This window comes from Streptomyces narbonensis, assembly GCF_014649015.1.
GTDB lineage: Bacteria > Actinomycetota > Actinomycetes > Streptomycetales > Streptomycetaceae > Streptomyces > Streptomyces narbonensis.
The window spans coordinates 286,517-301,266 of the sequence record NZ_BMSF01000002.1; the positions used below are offsets into that span (position 1 = coordinate 286,517).

General features: G+C 71.9%; 11 protein-coding genes. 7 read left to right on the plus strand and 4 right to left on the minus strand.

All coding sequences use genetic code 11. From position 1 onward, the window contains the following. Positions 1 to 205: 205 nt before the first annotated feature. A complete protein-coding gene (locus IE124_RS04885; protein ID WP_189505157.1) occupies positions 206 to 1,186 on the plus strand; it encodes an SMP-30/gluconolactonase/LRE family protein in 981 nt (326 codons plus the stop codon). Positions 1,187 to 1,199: 13 nt separating this feature from the next. Here the strand turns inward: IE124_RS04885 and IE124_RS04890 are convergent, their stop codons facing one another. After that, a complete protein-coding gene (locus IE124_RS04890; protein WP_189505158.1) occupies positions 1,200 to 2,363 on the minus strand; it encodes an agmatine deiminase family protein in 1,164 nt (387 codons plus the stop codon). A gap of 337 nt (positions 2,364 to 2,700) precedes the next feature. On the opposite strand from IE124_RS04890, the gene IE124_RS04895 reads away from it, so the two are divergent. From IE124_RS04895 to IE124_RS04915, 5 genes are all read left to right on the plus strand, one after another. After that, on the plus strand, positions 2,701 to 4,332 hold the full coding sequence (locus IE124_RS04895) for a serine/threonine-protein kinase (RefSeq protein ID WP_189505159.1): 1,632 nt from the start codon (positions 2,701 to 2,703) through the stop codon (positions 4,330 to 4,332). A 170-nt stretch (positions 4,333 to 4,502) separates the two neighbouring features. Continuing rightward, positions 4,503 to 5,084: a TetR/AcrR family transcriptional regulator gene (locus IE124_RS04900; protein ID WP_189505160.1), complete on the plus strand. Its 582-nt coding sequence runs from the start codon at positions 4,503 to 4,505 to the stop codon at positions 5,082 to 5,084. Between the two features lie 204 nt (positions 5,085 to 5,288). Then, positions 5,289 to 7,556 carry an RICIN domain-containing protein gene (locus tag IE124_RS04905; RefSeq protein ID WP_189505161.1) on the plus strand — a complete coding sequence of 756 codons (2,268 nt, stop codon included), beginning with the start codon at positions 5,289 to 5,291 and terminating at the stop codon, positions 7,554 to 7,556. A gap of 28 nt (positions 7,557 to 7,584) precedes the next feature. Next, the gene (locus tag IE124_RS04910) at positions 7,585 to 7,908 is read left to right on the plus strand and encodes a hypothetical protein (protein ID WP_229832147.1); all 324 of its coding nucleotides are present in this window, start codon (positions 7,585 to 7,587) and stop codon (positions 7,906 to 7,908) included. Between the two features lie 201 nt (positions 7,909 to 8,109). Then, positions 8,110 to 8,901 (plus strand): bestrophin-like domain, encoded by a 792-nt coding sequence (locus IE124_RS04915; RefSeq protein WP_189505162.1) that lies wholly within the window; start codon positions 8,110 to 8,112, stop codon positions 8,899 to 8,901. 114 nt (positions 8,902 to 9,015) lie between these two features. On the opposite strand, the gene IE124_RS04920 is transcribed toward IE124_RS04915, so the two are convergent. Further along, the gene (locus IE124_RS04920) at positions 9,016 to 10,242 is read right to left on the minus strand and encodes a serine hydrolase domain-containing protein (protein ID WP_189505164.1); all 1,227 of its coding nucleotides are present in this window, start codon (positions 10,240 to 10,242) and stop codon (positions 9,016 to 9,018) included. A 319-nt stretch (positions 10,243 to 10,561) separates the two neighbouring features. Between IE124_RS04920 and IE124_RS04925 the strand changes: the two genes are divergently transcribed. Next, complete coding sequence (locus IE124_RS04925) at positions 10,562 to 11,338, plus strand: MerR family transcriptional regulator (RefSeq protein ID WP_189505166.1); 777 nt, start codon at positions 10,562 to 10,564, stop codon at positions 11,336 to 11,338. A 244-nt stretch (positions 11,339 to 11,582) separates the two neighbouring features. Here the strand turns inward: IE124_RS04925 and meaB are convergent, their stop codons facing one another. After that, on the minus strand, positions 11,583 to 12,569 hold the full coding sequence (meaB, locus tag IE124_RS04930) for a methylmalonyl Co-A mutase-associated GTPase MeaB (protein WP_189505168.1): 987 nt from the start codon (positions 12,567 to 12,569) through the stop codon (positions 11,583 to 11,585). A 4-nt stretch (positions 12,570 to 12,573) separates the two neighbouring features. Beyond that, entirely contained in the window at positions 12,574 to 14,748 is a 2,175-nt protein-coding gene (gene scpA / locus IE124_RS04935; protein ID WP_189505559.1) for a methylmalonyl-CoA mutase, read from the minus strand. Positions 14,749 to 14,750 lie beyond the last annotated feature (2 nt).

The window sequence follows — 14,750 nt, forward strand, 5'->3', positions numbered from 1 at the left end:
GGTCCGGCCGTGTGGCTGTGCGCCGGTCCGGCGATGTGGCCATGTGGCTGCGTGGCCGTGCCGCCCATGACCGGCTGTACGGCCTTCCGGTCGGTACGGGCCCGCCCGTCTGTCCGGCCGGACGGTCCGTACGGTCCGTACGCACCGCCGTCCGCCTGTCCGGCGCCGCGCTTGCCGGCGTCTCGTGCCCGCCAAGGAGAGATCCATGTCCCGAGTCCCGCGCCTGGCCGCCACCGCCACGGCCACCCTCGCCCTCACCGTGCTCGCCGCGGGCCCCGGCGCGGCCGGTGAACCGGTCGTGACGGACCCGCGCATCGTCGCCCGCTTCGACTTCGCCCTCGGGCAGTCGCCGGAGAACATCGCCCTCGAACCGGACGGTTCCGCGAACCTGACCCTGGCCTTCGCCCGGCAGGTCGTCAACGTCGACAAGAAGGGCGGCAAGCGGACCATCGCGACCCTGCCCGCCGTCACGGACCCGAACACGCCCGTGATCGGCGGGGCCGCCGCCATGGGCATCGCCCGCGCCCACGACGGCACGCTCTACGTCACCTACGCCACCGGTACGAGCGAGAACGGCATCTGGCGCATCGGGAAGGACGGCAGTGCGCCCGTCCAGATCGCGCAGCTGCCGGCCGACGGATTCCCGAACAGCCTGGCCCTCGACGAGAAGTGCGGGGTGCTCTACGCCGCCGACTCGGTGCTCGGAACGGTGTGGCGCGTCCCGGTGGAGGGAGGGACCCCCACGGCCTGGGCCACCGGTACCGCGCTCCAGCCCCTGCCCGCCCCCGACGGCCTGGTCGGCGCCAACGGCCTCAAGGTCCACAACGGCGCCGTCTGGGTCTCCAACACCGACCGCCGGACGCTGCTGCGCATCCCCGTCCTGGCGGACAGGAGCGCGGGACCGGTCGAGACCCGTGCCACCGGGCTGAGCTGGATCGACGACTTCGCCTTCACCGGCCACGGCGACACGGTCCTGGCGGCACTGATCATGGACAACGCCCTTGCGCTCGTACGCCCCGACGGCACGCACAAGGTCGTCCTCAACGCGCAGGACGGCCTTTCCAGCCCGACCTCCGTGGCCGTGCGCGGTAAGACCGTCTACGTCCCCAGCTCGTCCTTCTTCACCGAGGTGAAGGACCCGAACCTCCTCCTCGCCCAGCTGCGGAAGGGCCACGGGTCCCGCTGACGCGGCCGGAAGGTCAGGCCGCGGGCTTGCCGGGCTGGTCGTGGGTGGCGCAGTGGATCCCGCCGCCGCCGGAGGCGATGGTGTCGATCTGCAGCTGGACGACGTCCCGGTCGGGGAAGTGCTCGCCCAGGATGGCCTTCGCCCGCGCGTCGGCCTTCCTGTCACCGAACTTGGGCAGGAACACCGAGTCGTTGGCGACGTAGAAGTTCGCGTACGTGGACACGAAGTCGTCGCCCTCGCCGGTGATCCTGTCCAGGTCGGGCTGCGGCAGGTCGACGATCTCGAAGCGCCGGCCCCGCGCGTCCGTCGCCCTGGCGAGGACCGAGCGGGCCTGGTCGGCCGAGCGGGACCAGGAGTCCGGGGGAGTGCCCGGGAACGCCTGGTCGAGCAGGACCACGCCGGGCGCGGTGAACCGCACGAGGCTGTCCACGTGCGCGTCAGTGATGTCCTCGCCGCGGACGCCCGCGAGCCAGACCACCTTCTCCACGCCGAGGGTCTCGATCAGCTCGTCCTCGATCTGATCCCGGCTCTTCCCGCGGTTGCGGTTGTCGTTGACGATCGAGCTCTCCGTGACGAGGAGGGTGCCCTCGCCGTCGGTCTCGAAGGAGCCGCCCTCGGCGACGAGCGGTGCCTGCTCGCGGGGAATGCCGTACCTGGCGAGCAGCTTGCGGCCGACCTGGCCGTCGTTGGTGTGCTCCTGCTTGTTTCCCCAGCCGTTGAAGTTGAAGTCGACCCCGAGCAGCTTGCCGTCGTCCTCGACGAAGACGGGCACGGTGTCGCGGGCCCACAGGTCGTCCACGGCGAGGGGGATGACCTCCACCTGCCTGCCGCAGGCCTTCTGCGCCGCCGCCACCTGCTCCGGGCGGGCCATCATCACGACCTCCTCGTACTCCCCGATCGCCCGCGCGATCCGGGCGATGTCCTCCCGCACGTAGGGCAGGTCGTCCTCCCAGACGGAGGCGAGGGCGGGCCAGGACATGAACGTACGGGTGTGGCTGTCCCACTCGGCGCCGAAGTGGCGCTCCCCGCCGGCGGAGGGGGTACGGGAGGGGGTGCCGGCCGTGCCGCCGAGCGTGGGGTCCTCCGGTCCGCAGGCGGTGGCGCCGAGGCCGAGGGCGGCGCCGATGCCGGCGAAGGCGCGCAGGGCGGTGCGACGGGTGGGGAGGAAGTGGGACACAGCGTGCTCCGATCGTGGGCTGGCGAGAGTATCCGGCGGTGGCCGTGGGGTCGCGGGGGACGCGGCGCGGTGACGGAATCGCGGGCCTTGGCTTCACGCATACGGCGGCCGTGAGGACGGCGTGGCGACGGCGTGAGTGGGGGTGGCCGTGATGCCACTGTGGCACTGACTGGATTTTCAGTCAAATAGATGAGAGAGGGTCGGGCGGGGGCGCCATGGGGTCGCTGTAGGGTTGGTGTCGATATTGACTGAAACTTTAGTCAAGGGGCACTCTCGGCGCGGGGTGCGCCGTGCACCCCATCGGCCACGCCGTTCCGTCCCGCCGAAAGAGCCGCCCATGTCCTCCCCCCTGCCATCTGTGGTCCAGCCGGCCCACCTCCCGCTGACGCCCGACGACCCCCACGAGATCGGCGGTTACCGGGTCCACGCCCGGCTGGGCTCGGGCGGCATGGGGGTCGTCTACCTCGCCCACACCCCGGGCGGTCGGCCCATCGCCCTCAAGACGGTGCGCGAGGACTTCGCCGCCGACCCGGAGTTCCGCAGACGGTTCTCCCAGGAGGTCGCGAGCGCACGCCGGATCCACGGCCTGTTCACCGCGCAGGTGGTGGACGCCGGCCCCGACGACGCCGTCCCCTGGCTGGCCACCGCCTACGTCCCCGGTCCTTCGCTCCAGCAGGTGGTCGAGCGCCACGGCCCGCTTCCGGCGCCCGAGGTGCTGCGCCTGGTCGCCGGGATCGCCGAGGCCCTGCAGGCCATCCACGGGGCAGGCGTGATCCACCGCGACCTCAAGCCCGCCAACGTCCTGATCGCCGAGGACGGCCCGCGCGTCATCGACTTCGGGATCGCGCGCGCGGCCGACGCCACCGGGCTCACCGGCACCGGCCTGCGGATCGGCACGGCCGCGTTCATGGCACCCGAGCAGGCCCTCGGGCACGCCGTGACGCCCGCGACCGACGTCTTCGCGCTCGGCGCCACGGCCGCCTACGTGGCCGGGGGCGTCCTGCCCTTCGGGGCGGGGCCCGAGTCGGCGGCCCTCTACCGCGTGGTCCACGAGCCCGCCGACCTCTCACGCGTCCCGGCGGAGCTGCGCGAGCTCATCGGACACTGCCTGGCCAAGTCGCCGGAGCGGCGGCCCACCCCGGCGGAGCTGATCGCCGCCGTCCGAGCGCACCTCGCCCTCGGCCCCGGCCAGGACCTCGGCGGGCTCCTGCCCTCCGGCGGGCACCGGCCGCCCGTGATCGGCGGCGGGTTCTCGCCCCACGACCGTCCCACCCGGACGGCGGCGCCCGCGGTCCACATGCCCACGGAGCGGGTCGCGACGGGCGGCTGGGCGGGTGACGACTCGCGGGGCGGCGGTGCGCCAGGCGGCGGTGTGCCGGGCGGATCGATCGCCGAGCCGGATGCGGAGCCCGTACGGCAGGGCGGGTCGGGCGGGCGGAAGGCGGGATCGGCCGTCGCGCGGCGGGGCCGGCGTCGCGGTCGTACGGCTCTGGTGGCCGGCGGCGCCGCGGTCGTCGCCGGTCTCGTGGGGGCGGCCGGCGTCGCGTACTGGCTGACGGGCGCACCGGACGGGGGTGGTTCGGGACGGGCCGCCGAGTACACGCCGGGTTACGCGGACGTGGAGCTGACCGTGCCGGACGACGGCTACGAGTTCGACCTCGGCTCCGGGAAGGTCGCGCCCGCCGAGACCGCCGTGTGGTACCTCGCCAGGGACAAGCGCGGGTTCGTGCTCCCCGAGGACGCCGACGCCTTCGTCGCCTCGGGGTACGCGCTCGGCCCGGCCGACTGCGAGCGCGGGGTCGACGCGGAGCCGGTGACGAGCCTGCCCTTCGACGAGCTCGTCGACGAGCGGCCGTTCTGCGTGCGCAGCGCCGACGGCGAGCGGCTCGTCGTGGCCCGGCTGGTCGAGGGGGGTTCCGGCGCCGGACCCGTCACGGTCGTGCTGAGTCAGTACCGGCGGAACGGCTGAGCCGGGGGCAGCAGAGCCGGGACGAGCGGGGGAGAGCCGACGAGCGGGGGAGTGCCGAGACGAGCGGCGGAGAGCCAACGAGCGGGGGAGTGCCGAGACGAGTGGTGGAGAGCCGAGCCGGGACGGGCCGGGAGAGGGGACCGCCCGGCGGTCCGGATAGGGTTCGTGACATGGCATCTCGTAGTACTCAGATCCTGGAAGCGGCCGCCCGGGTGATCGCCCGGCGCGGGGTCCGCGGGCTCCGCGTGGAGGAACTCGCCGAAGAGGCCGGGGTCTCCACCGGTCTGATCTACTACCACTTCAAGGACCGCACCGGCATCCTGCGCCACACGCTGGAGTTCATCAACAGCCGCGCCGAGCGGTACACCGCGGCGCAGGACGAGGCCGCGGAGCCGCTGAGCCCCCGCGAGGAGCTCGACCAGGTGCTGATCCTGGAGCTCCAGGACACGCCCGAGGTGCGGGAGAACAGCACGGCCTGGGGCGAACTGCGCGCGAGCGCCGTCTTCGACCCGGTCCTGCGCGAGGACCTCGCGCGGGCGACCCTGGTGTGGGTGCAGGAGGTGGCCGCACTCCTCGGCCAGGTGCAGCCCCTGGCGCCGGCGGTCGGGCTCACCGCGTCCGCCGAGCGGCTCACGGCCCTGCTGGAGGGTCTGAGCATGCGCTGGCTGAGCGGCGGCATCACGATCGACCACGCGCGCACCCTCATGGCGGAGGCCGTCGAGGTGGAGCTGGCCCGGCTGCGGCGGCCGTAGCCTCCTGTCTTCCGCCCGCCCTGCCCGTCTGTCTGTGTGTCCGTCCGTCTGCTTCTCCCTCCCTCCCTCCTGACCCGACGCCGTCGCGCCGCGCACAAAGTCCAAGCGCCGCGGGCGGGCGTCCATGTGCACGGCCCGTGCGGCGCGCTTCTGTGTATCCAGCCGCCTCGAAGGCGCGCACGGAGACCAGTCAGGAGTCCCCCCATGCCAACTCCTCGAAGAAGTCTGATCGGTACGGTCGTCGCCGCCGTCACCCTCGCGGTGACCGCGAGCGGTGCCGAAGCGACAGCGCCCGCCCCCGTACCGGCACCCGCAAAGGCGCCGACGTCCGCGTCCGCGACAGCCGAGACGTACACCGTCACCGTCGGTGCGAAGGGGGCGTGGTCCCAGCCCGACGACACCCCGGCCTCCACCTACATCGACAAGGACGGCACCTTCTACTTCCAGCAGGCCCACGCGCTCTACGGATCGACGCAGCAGCGCAGGTGGAACTTCTTCACCGGGACGAACTTCGACACCGCCGTCCGGTCGAGTGCCGTCAGCGACGCCGTGAACCCGGCGAACACCAACGACCGCAACAACGACACGACATGGCGGTGCAACAACAGCCCGACCGGCCTGGAGTCCACCCACGCGCCGGCCGGATCGTCCTACTCCCAACGGAACTTCTGCGACCTGGCCGGAGTGTGGGTCGACCCGGACACCGGTGACTGGTACGGCCTCGTGCACAACGAGTTCACCCCGCAACCCTTCGGTGACGGCGTCCACTTCGACGGGATCGACTACGCGGTCTCCACCGACCAGGGCAGGACGTGGGCCATCAAGGACCACGTCATCACCTCCCAGTTCAGCACCCGCCGGGGCGACACGGCGGCCTTCCCGCAGCAGACGTACCACTACGGTGACGGCGACCAGCGCCTGTTCGTCGACACCGCCTCCGGGTACTTCTACGCCTTCTACGGCTCGCGGATCGTGGAGAAGGGCGGCGGCTGGAAGGCCTTCCACGCACACGTGGCACGCGCCCCCATCTCCGGGAAGATGGCGCCCGGTTCCTGGAGGAAGTGGTACGACGGAGCCTGGACCGAGCCCGGAGTCGGCGGTCGCGAGAGCAACATGACACCGGTGACGGCTTCCGACACGACCGGCCACACCCCCGCCGGCGCCGAGTACGACCCGGCGAACTCCGGCACCGTGAGCCAGCAGGTCGCGGCGGGCAAGATGCCCCCCACCTCGCCCCTGTTCGTCATGGACATCACCTACAACGCCCACCTGGGGCTGTACATCGGCGAGCCGCAGGCCGTCGACCAGAGCGGCAACGCGCCCCAGGAGATCTACGCCACCGACGACCTCACCACCCAGAAGTGGTTCCGTCTCGGCGACACGGGCAGCTACCGGAACGCGTCCTGGTACCGCTGGTTCCTCGACAGCGTGAACAAGACCGGCTCCGGGATCGTCGGCAGGAACTTCCGCTCCTACTGCTCCTTCGGCTGCTCCGGCGGATCCTCCAGCGAGTACGTCAACCTCACCGTCGACTCCTCCGCGCCCGCCGCGCCCGTCGACACGAGCAAGGCGTACCGGATCGCCGCCGCGGGCGGCCGCGTCCTCGCCCAGGTCGCCGGCGGCTCGGCCACCACGTCCATACCGACGGCCACCGGAGACGGCCTGGAATCGTGGATCTTCACCGCCAACGGGGACGGGTCGCACCGGATCGCGAACGCCGCCACCGGGCAGCTCCTCGGCGTCGACTCCGCCACCACGGGCAGCCGCGCCTGGGGCACCCGGCCGACGGTCACCCCGTCCCCGGCGGGCGGTCCCACCGTGGGGCAGCAGTGGTTCGTGATCCCCGGCACCTCCCCCACGGACGGCTCGCCGAACGGCACGTACCGTCTGGTCAACCGCTACAGCGGCCTCGTCGTCGGCCTGTCCGGCACCGCGAACCGCCTGGCCGAGACGACCCCCACCCGCAGCTGGACCAACACCACGGCCAACGCCGTGGGCGGGACGCGGACGGCGGGGGAGCAGACCCTGACGCTCACCGTCGTCGGCCAGGCCCCCGTCGTGGTCGCCGACGGCGACCACACGCTCACCGCGGGTGGCAAGGCCCTGGACAACCCCGGGCACAGCACCACGGCCGGCACGCAGCTGGTCACCTGGACCCCGAACGGCGGCGCCAACCAGATCTGGCGCTTCACCCGCGGCGCCGACGGCTCCTACCAGCTCGCCAACGCCGAGTCGGGTCTCTGCGCTGACGTCGACGGCGGGTCCACGAGCGCCGGGGCCAAGGTCATCCAGTGGAACTGCACCGGTGGCCCCAACCAGCGCTGGACCGTGACGCGGCTGGCGAGTGGCACCTACACCGTCGCCTCCGTCAAGAGCGGACTCCTGCTCACCACCGCGTCCACCGCCAATGACGCCGCCGTCACCCAACAGCCGGGCAGCGGCTCGGCGTTGCAGCAGTGGACGATCAACTGACGTTCCCAGGAGGTTGGTCCGGGCTCAATTGGTTGATCATGCGCCTGACAGTACGGCCGAGGCCATCGCCCCGGCCGTGACGGGTGCGGGCGACCTGGACAAGTCGCTCGCGGTGTACGGGCGCGGCCACCGGCGCCGGCTGACCGGCCACCAGAAGCTGGCCGTCGACTTCGCCAAGGCCCGCCCGTTCAACCCCATGGAGCGGCTGGTCTTCTCGGCGGCGGCGCGCGACGAGTCGCTGGCCCGGCACATGCACCTCTTCGCGTCCCGCCTGATCGGCCCGTTCCGGTTCGTGAACCCGGTGATCATGGCCAGGTCCTGGGCCGTCAACCTCAGGCACCGCAGGGCGTGACCCCGGCCGGGCCCGTGTGCGGTGACCGGGCACCCGTCCGTCACTCGTGCGTGTGGAATCCCCGCGCACCGGCGCACGGCAGGGCTGGGCGAGCCTCCGCTGATCACGGGCGCGCACGCGGCACGGCGGTAGCGCGCCCGGCGCACCCGCCACGCCGGGGGCGGCTCCGGCGCGCACCCCCGGTCCCTACACTCCCCGCACATGTCGCTCTGGCTGCTCAATCACTTCAGCACCACCACTCTCGCCGTGGTCACGGTCGGCGGGACCGTCGTCCTGGCCGTCGTCGGCAGCGTGCTGCTCCGCCGCAGATACCCCTCGCTGGCAGAGGGGGAGCACAACGACATGGTCGGCGTGACGCTGGGGATGTTCGGCGCGATCTACGGGATCATCCTCGCCTTCGTCATCGTCACCCTCTGGACGCAGCTGGAGAGCACACAGACCATCGTCGCCACCGAGGCCACCGACATGGCCCTCATCGCCCGCGACGCCGCCGCCTTCCCGCCCGACGTCCGCGCCCGCCTCGACACCGCCCTGAGTGCCTACGTCCACGCGGTCGTGGAGGACCAGTGGCCGCTGATGCGTGAGGGGCAGCCGAGCCACGGGGCCACGGCGGGACGGTTCCAGACCGTCTTCGAGGTGCTCCAGGCGTACGAGCCGAAGACCGCCCGCGAGGAGGTCTTCTACGAGGAGGCCGTCAGCCACCTCAACGACGTCGCCTCCCAGCGCCGGGCCCGGATCACCATGGCCGAGCAGGAACTCCCGCCGCTGCTCCAGGTGCTGGCCTTCGGCGGAGCGCTCGTCCTGATCCCGCTCACCTTCCTCTACGGCATGCGCAAGCTGCGGATCCAGATCCTCTTCGTCGCCTCCGTCGCCGCCCTCATCGGCTTCAGTCTGCTCCTGGTCTTCGTCCTCGACCGCCCGTTCGCCGGCGAGCTCAGCGTGAGCCCCGCGCCGTACCGGGAGGGAGCCCTTGAGCGGTACTGGACGGAGTGACCCGCCGTGCGGCCTCCGGCCGGGGTCCCGGGCCTCCGGGCTCCCGGGCTCCCGGGCTCCCGGGCCTCCGGGCTCCCGGGCTCCCGGGCTCCCGGGCGATGGTCGGGCCCGTTCTCAGTCGACGGCCTGGTAGAGCGTGGTCCAGAAGTCGCTCATGACACGCGGCGAATCCGGGGTGGACAGTCCGACCTGGGTGAGCAGGACGCCGGTGAGCTGGTTGGTCCTGTCCGCGTAGGCGGTGGTGCCGGTGCCGCCGAACCAGCCGAACTGGCCGACGGGCGCGTAGTCGGCGCGCCGGGTGCGCACCGCCATCCCGAAGCCCCAGCCGCCGTGCGACCCCTGACCGGACGACAGGTGGGCGATGTCGCCGAACATGGCTTCTCGGGCCGCCAGTTGTCCGGTCGAGAGCCGGTTGGTGGTCATCAGCTCGACGGCGGCCCGCGACAGGATCCGCTCGTTCCCGTGCATTCCGTGGTTCAGCAGCATCCGGAAGTAGGCGTGATAGTCGTCGACCGTGGAGACCAGCCCGCCGCCGGCTCCCTGGAAGGCGGGAGGCATGCTCGCCCTTCCCCCCGCCGCCTCGTCCCACACGACGAACTCGCCGCTCTGCGGGTCGGGGCCGTACAGGGGCGGCAGCCGGTCGATCCTGTCGGCGGGCACGTGGAAGGCGGTGTCCTTCATCCCCAGCGGGTCGAGGACGCGTTCGCGCAGGAACGCCTCCAGCGACATGCCCGTGACCCGGGACACGAGCACACCGACCACCTCGTTGCTGAGGTCGTACTGCCACCGCACGCCGGGCTGGTACTGCAGCGGCAGCTCGCCGAGGCGGCGCATCCACTCGTCCGGCTCGGGCGCCGGCCCGGAGGCCACGCTGTAGTCGAGTCGCTCGAAGGCAGCGGCCCTGATCGGGGAGGCCATCGACTCGAAGTCGACTCCGAGCCCGAACGTGGAGGTGAGCAGGTCCCGTACGGTGATCGGCCGCAGTGCCGGCACGGTGTCGTCCAGCGGCCCGTCGGGCCGCCTCAGCACCTGCCGGTCGGCGAGTTCGGGCAGCCACGGATCCACCGGGTCGTCCAGCCGCAGCCGGCACTCGTCGAGCAGGATCATCGCCGCCGCCATCGTGACCGGCTTGGAGGTGGACGCCATCCGGAAGATCGTGTCCCGGCGCATCGGCGCGCCGCCGTCGTGACGCGTCGTCCCGATCGCCTCGACGTGCGTCCGGCCGCCGCGGCTGACCAGGGCGACGAGGCCGGGGATCTTCCGGGACTCGACGTGCTGCGCGAGCACCTCGCGCAGTCGGCGCAGCCCCGCGTCCGAGAAGCCGTTGTTGCTCGTTCCCATGAGGAATCTCCTGTTCACCGTGTGGGTTCGCACGGCAGCCCTGCCGGCCGCCTGGCCCTTCGAGCGGCCATGTGAAGAGCCTCCAGCCTTGACCCAAGGTCAAGGTCAACCCCTCGTGGAGATCACCTCGTCATCACCTCGTCGAGATCACCTCTTCGGGATCACCTCGGAGCGATCAACTCGTCGCGATCAAGAGGGACCGGCCGGGCGGGAACCGGTGCGCGTTATCCTCGGCCGGTGATCGTCCGGACTTCCCGGCCGTCGCCGAGGCGGTCCACGAGACAGCGGCCGCCCACGACCTGGAGGATGTGCCGAGCCGATGGGAGACGGGCTCACGATCGGTCAGACGGCGGCGTTCGTCGGTGTCACGATCAAGACCGTGCGGCACTATCACCGGCTCGGTCTGGTCGCCGAGCCGGAACGCGACCGCTCCGGCTACCGCCGCTACCGATCGGGCGAGCTGTTCCGGCTGGTCCAGGTCCGGACCCTGGCCGCGGCCGGTGTGCCGCTGGCCGAGATCGGCGACCTGCTCGACGCCGGTCCCGAGACGTTCGCCGCCACCCTGGACGAGGTCCACGGCCGGCTCACCGAACGGATCGACGAGCTGATCGCGCGCCGCGACAGGCTGCACCGTCTCGACCACGGGGACCGGGCCCTGCTGCCCGACCGGGCCTGCGCGGTCCTGGACCGGCTCGCCGAACTCGGCTTCGGCCCGGACTACGTGGCCGGTCAGCGGGAGGCCCTGGTGCTGACCAGGGCGCTGGTCCCGGAGATCTTCGACAGCTTCCTGACCCGGCTCTGCCGTGCGCTCGACGACCCCGAGTCCGTCGAGTTGACCAAGCGCGGCTGGGCCGCGAGGTCCTGGGACCCGGACGACCCACGGATCGAGGAGCTGGCGGCCGCGCTGGCCGACAAGCTGCTGGCCGACCGCGGGCTGCTGGCGATGCCTGCCGGATTCCGGAACCGGCCCGACGCGGCCTCCCGGTACGGAATGGTCAATCACCACCGGGAGGACCAGGCACCGGCCATCGCCCGGCTGAACGCGCTGATCGAGGCGAAACTGCGCGCGGCCGGCATCGCCGTTCCGCGGCAGTGACCCTCACGTCCCTAGGGAGTGTCTTGCCGATCATGCCGGGCTCGCGGCGTCCGGCACGGCACCTCGCCGCGTTGCCGAAACGCCTGAATAGCTCCGCTATCAAGTCGCTCCGGCGCCTTGCGATGCACCGCACCGGACGCCGCTCCCTGATCCGGCCTGATCGACAAGACACTCCCTAGGGGCGAGCCCCGTCCGGACCCGGCCCCGAAGGTGCTGACCCCCGGGGCAGGTGAGACGGGGTGTCTCAGTCGGTCCGCTCCCCGAAGGCTCCGAGGATGCGCTCCGCCGCGAGCGTCGCGGTCAGCTCGCCGTTCCTGACCAGCCGCTCGACGTCCGGGGCCAGCGCCCGTACCGCCGGATGGGAGTTCAGCCGGCCCAGCAGCTCGTCCTTGACCATCGTCCAGGCCCAGTCCACCTGCTGGTCCCGGCGCCGGGCGTCGAGACGGCCCGCGGCATCGAGGATCGAGCGGTGGTTCTCGAGACGCTCCCAGACCTCGTCCAGGCCGCTCGACTCCCGCGCGCTGCAGCTGAGGACCGGCGGGGTCCACACCGCCTCCCGGCCGTGCATCAGCCGCAGCGCGCCGGCCAGTTCCCTGGCGGCGGCGCGGGCGTCGTTCGCGTGCGGACCGTCCGCCTTGTTCACGGCCACGACGTCCGCCAGCTCCAGGACACCCTTCTTGATGCCCTGCAGCTGGTCGCCGGTCCGCGCCAGCGACAGCAGCAGGAAGGAGTCGACCATGTTCGCCACGGCCGTCTCCGACTGACCGACACCGACGGTCTCGACCAGGATCACGTCGTAGCCGGCGGCCTCCATGACCACCATCGACTCCCGCGTCGCCTTGGCGACGCCGCCGAGGGTGCCCGCGCTGGGGGAGGGGCGGATGAAGGCCGCGGGATCCACCGCGAGCCGCTCCATCCGCGTCTTGTCGCCCAGGATCGAGCCGCCGGTCCGCGTCGAGGACGGGTCGACGGCGAGGACGGCGACCCGGTGGCCGAGGCCCGTGAGCATCGTGCCGAAGGCGTCGATGAAGGTCGACTTCCCGACGCCGGGCACGCCGCTGATACCGATCCGCCGCGCCCGGCCGCTGTGCGGCAGCAGCCGGGTGAGCAACTCCTGGGCGAGCGCCCGGTGATCGGGCCTGGTGGACTCCACGAGAGTGATGGCGCGCGCCACGAGGGCGCGCTTCCCCTCACGTACGCCCTTCGCGTACGTCTCGATGTCGATGGCCATGGGATCAGAGATCGTGTCCCAGGTCGGAGGCGAGCCGGCGCACGAGGTCCGCGGCCGCGTCCGGGATCACCGTGCCCGGCGGGAAGACGGCGGCGGCACCCATGTCGAGGAGCGTCGGCACGTCCTGGGGCGGGATGACCCCGCCGACCACGATCATGATGTCCTCCCGGCCCTCGGCGGCGAGCTCCTCCCGGAGCGCCGGGACGAGCGTGAGGTGACCGGCCGCCAGCGACGAGACGCCCACGATGTGGACGTCCGCCTCGACGGCCTGCCGAGCCACCTCGCCCGGGGTCTGGAAGAGGGGGCCGACGTCGACGTCGAAGCCCAGGTCGGCGAAGGCGGTGGAGATCACCTTCTGGCCTCGGTCGTGCCCGTCCTGGCCCATCTTGGCGACCAGGATGCGGGGGCGCCGCCCCTCGGCCTCCTCGAAGGCGTCGACGAGCGCGCGCGTGCGGTCCACGGTCGGGGACTCTCCTGCCTCGTTGCGGTACACGCCGGAGATCGTACGGATCTGGCCCGCGTGCCGCCCGTACACCTTCTCCAGGGCGTCGGAGATCTCGCCGACCGTCGCCTTGGCGCGCGCCGCGCGGACGGCCAGCTCCAGGAGGTTCCCCTCGCCGCCGGCGGCCCGGGTCAGGTCGTCGAGCGCGTCCTGGCAGGCCCGCTCGTCGCGCTCCGCGCGCAGGCGCCGCAGCTTCTCGATCTGCTGGGCCCGGACGGAGGAGTTGTCGACCTTGAGGACGTCGATCTGCTCGTCCCCGTCGACCCGGTACTTGTTCACGCCGATGACCGGCTGGCGCCCCGAGTCGATCCGCGCCTGCGTGCGGGCGGCGGCCTCCTCGATGCGGAGCTTCGGGATGCCCGCGTCGATGGCCTTCGCCATGCCGCCGGCCGCCTCGACCTCCTGGATGTGCTGCCAGGCACGGCGGGCCAGGTCGTACGTCAGCCGCTCCACGTACGCGCTGCCGCCCCACGGGTCGATGACCCGGGTCGTCCCCGACTCCTGCTGGATCAGCAGCTGGGTGTTGCGGGCGATGCGCGCCGAGAAGTCGGTCGGCAGCGCCAGCGCCTCGTCGAGTGCGTTGGTGTGCAGCGACTGCGTGTGGCCCTGGGTGGCGGCCATCGCCTCCACGCAGGTGCGGGTGACGTTGTTGAAGACGTCCTGCGCGGTCAGCGACCAGCCGGAGGTCTGCGAATGGGTGCGCAGTGAGAGGGACTTGGAGTTCTTAGGGTCGAACTCCTTGACCAGCTTGGCCCACAGGAGGCGGGCCGCGCGCAGCTTGGCCACCTCCATGAAGAAGTTCATGCCGATCGCCCAGAAGAACGACAGGCGCGGCGCGAACGCGTCCACGTCCAGGCCGGCCTCGCGGCCCGCCCGGATGTACTCGACCCCGTCCGCCAGCGTGTACGCCAGCTCCAGGTCGGCCGTCGCCCCCGCCTCCTGGATGTGATAGCCGGAGATCGAGATGGAGTTGTACCGCGGCATGTTCTGCGAGGTGAAGGCGAAGATGTCGGAGATGATCCGCATCGACGGCTTCGGCGGGTAGATGTAGGTGTTGCGGACCATGAACTCCTTGAGGATGTCGTTCTGGATGGTCCCCGTGAGCTTCTCCGCTGACACCCCCTGCTCCTCGGCCGCGACGATGTACAGCGCGAGGACGGGCAGCACCGCGCCGTTCATCGTCATCGACACCGACATCTTGTCCAGCGGGATGCCGTCGAAGAGCTGCCGCATGTCGTAGATCGAGTCGATGGCGACGCCCGCCATGCCGACGTCGCCGGTGACGCGCGGGTGGTCGCTGTCGTAACCGCGGTGCGTCGGCAGGTCGAAGGCGACCGAGAGGCCCTTCTGGCCCGCCGCCAGGTTCCGCCGGTAGAAGGCGTTGGACTCCTCGGCGGTCGAGAAGCCCGCGTACTGGCGGATCGTCCACGGCTGGTTGACGTACATCGTCGGGTACGGGCCGCGCAGGTACGGCGCCGTGCCCGGGAAGGTGCCGAGGAAGTCGACGTCCTCCAGGTCGTGCCCGGTGTACAGCGGCTGGACCGCGATGCCCTCGGGCGTCTCCCAGAGCGAGCCGTCCCCGTCGGAGGCCCGCTTGGCGGCGGCGCGCCACTCCTCGGTGCTGCCGGCGGCGGACGGCGACCCCAGATCGATCCCGGTGAAGTCCGGGACTCCCATAC

Excerpts from the sequence above, each read along its gene's own strand:
- scpA (WP_189505559.1), bottom strand. The coding sequence starts at position 14,748 with ATGGGAGTCCCGGACTTCACCGGGATCGATCTGGGGTCGCCGTCCGCC.
- IE124_RS04925 (WP_189505166.1), top strand. The coding sequence starts at position 10,562 with ATGGGAGACGGGCTCACGATCGGTCAGACGGCGGCGTTCGTCGGTGTC.
- IE124_RS04895 (WP_189505159.1), top strand. The coding sequence starts at position 2,701 with ATGTCCTCCCCCCTGCCATCTGTGGTCCAGCCGGCCCACCTCCCGCTG.
- IE124_RS04900 (WP_189505160.1), top strand. The coding sequence starts at position 4,503 with ATGGCATCTCGTAGTACTCAGATCCTGGAAGCGGCCGCCCGGGTGATC.
- IE124_RS04920 (WP_189505164.1), bottom strand. The coding sequence starts at position 10,242 with ATGGGAACGAGCAACAACGGCTTCTCGGACGCGGGGCTGCGCCGACTG.
- meaB (WP_189505168.1), bottom strand. The coding sequence starts at position 12,569 with ATGGCCATCGACATCGAGACGTACGCGAAGGGCGTACGTGAGGGGAAG.
- IE124_RS04885 (WP_189505157.1), top strand. The coding sequence starts at position 206 with ATGTCCCGAGTCCCGCGCCTGGCCGCCACCGCCACGGCCACCCTCGCC.
- IE124_RS04905 (WP_189505161.1), top strand. The coding sequence starts at position 5,289 with ATGCCAACTCCTCGAAGAAGTCTGATCGGTACGGTCGTCGCCGCCGTC.
- IE124_RS04915 (WP_189505162.1), top strand. The coding sequence starts at position 8,110 with ATGTCGCTCTGGCTGCTCAATCACTTCAGCACCACCACTCTCGCCGTG.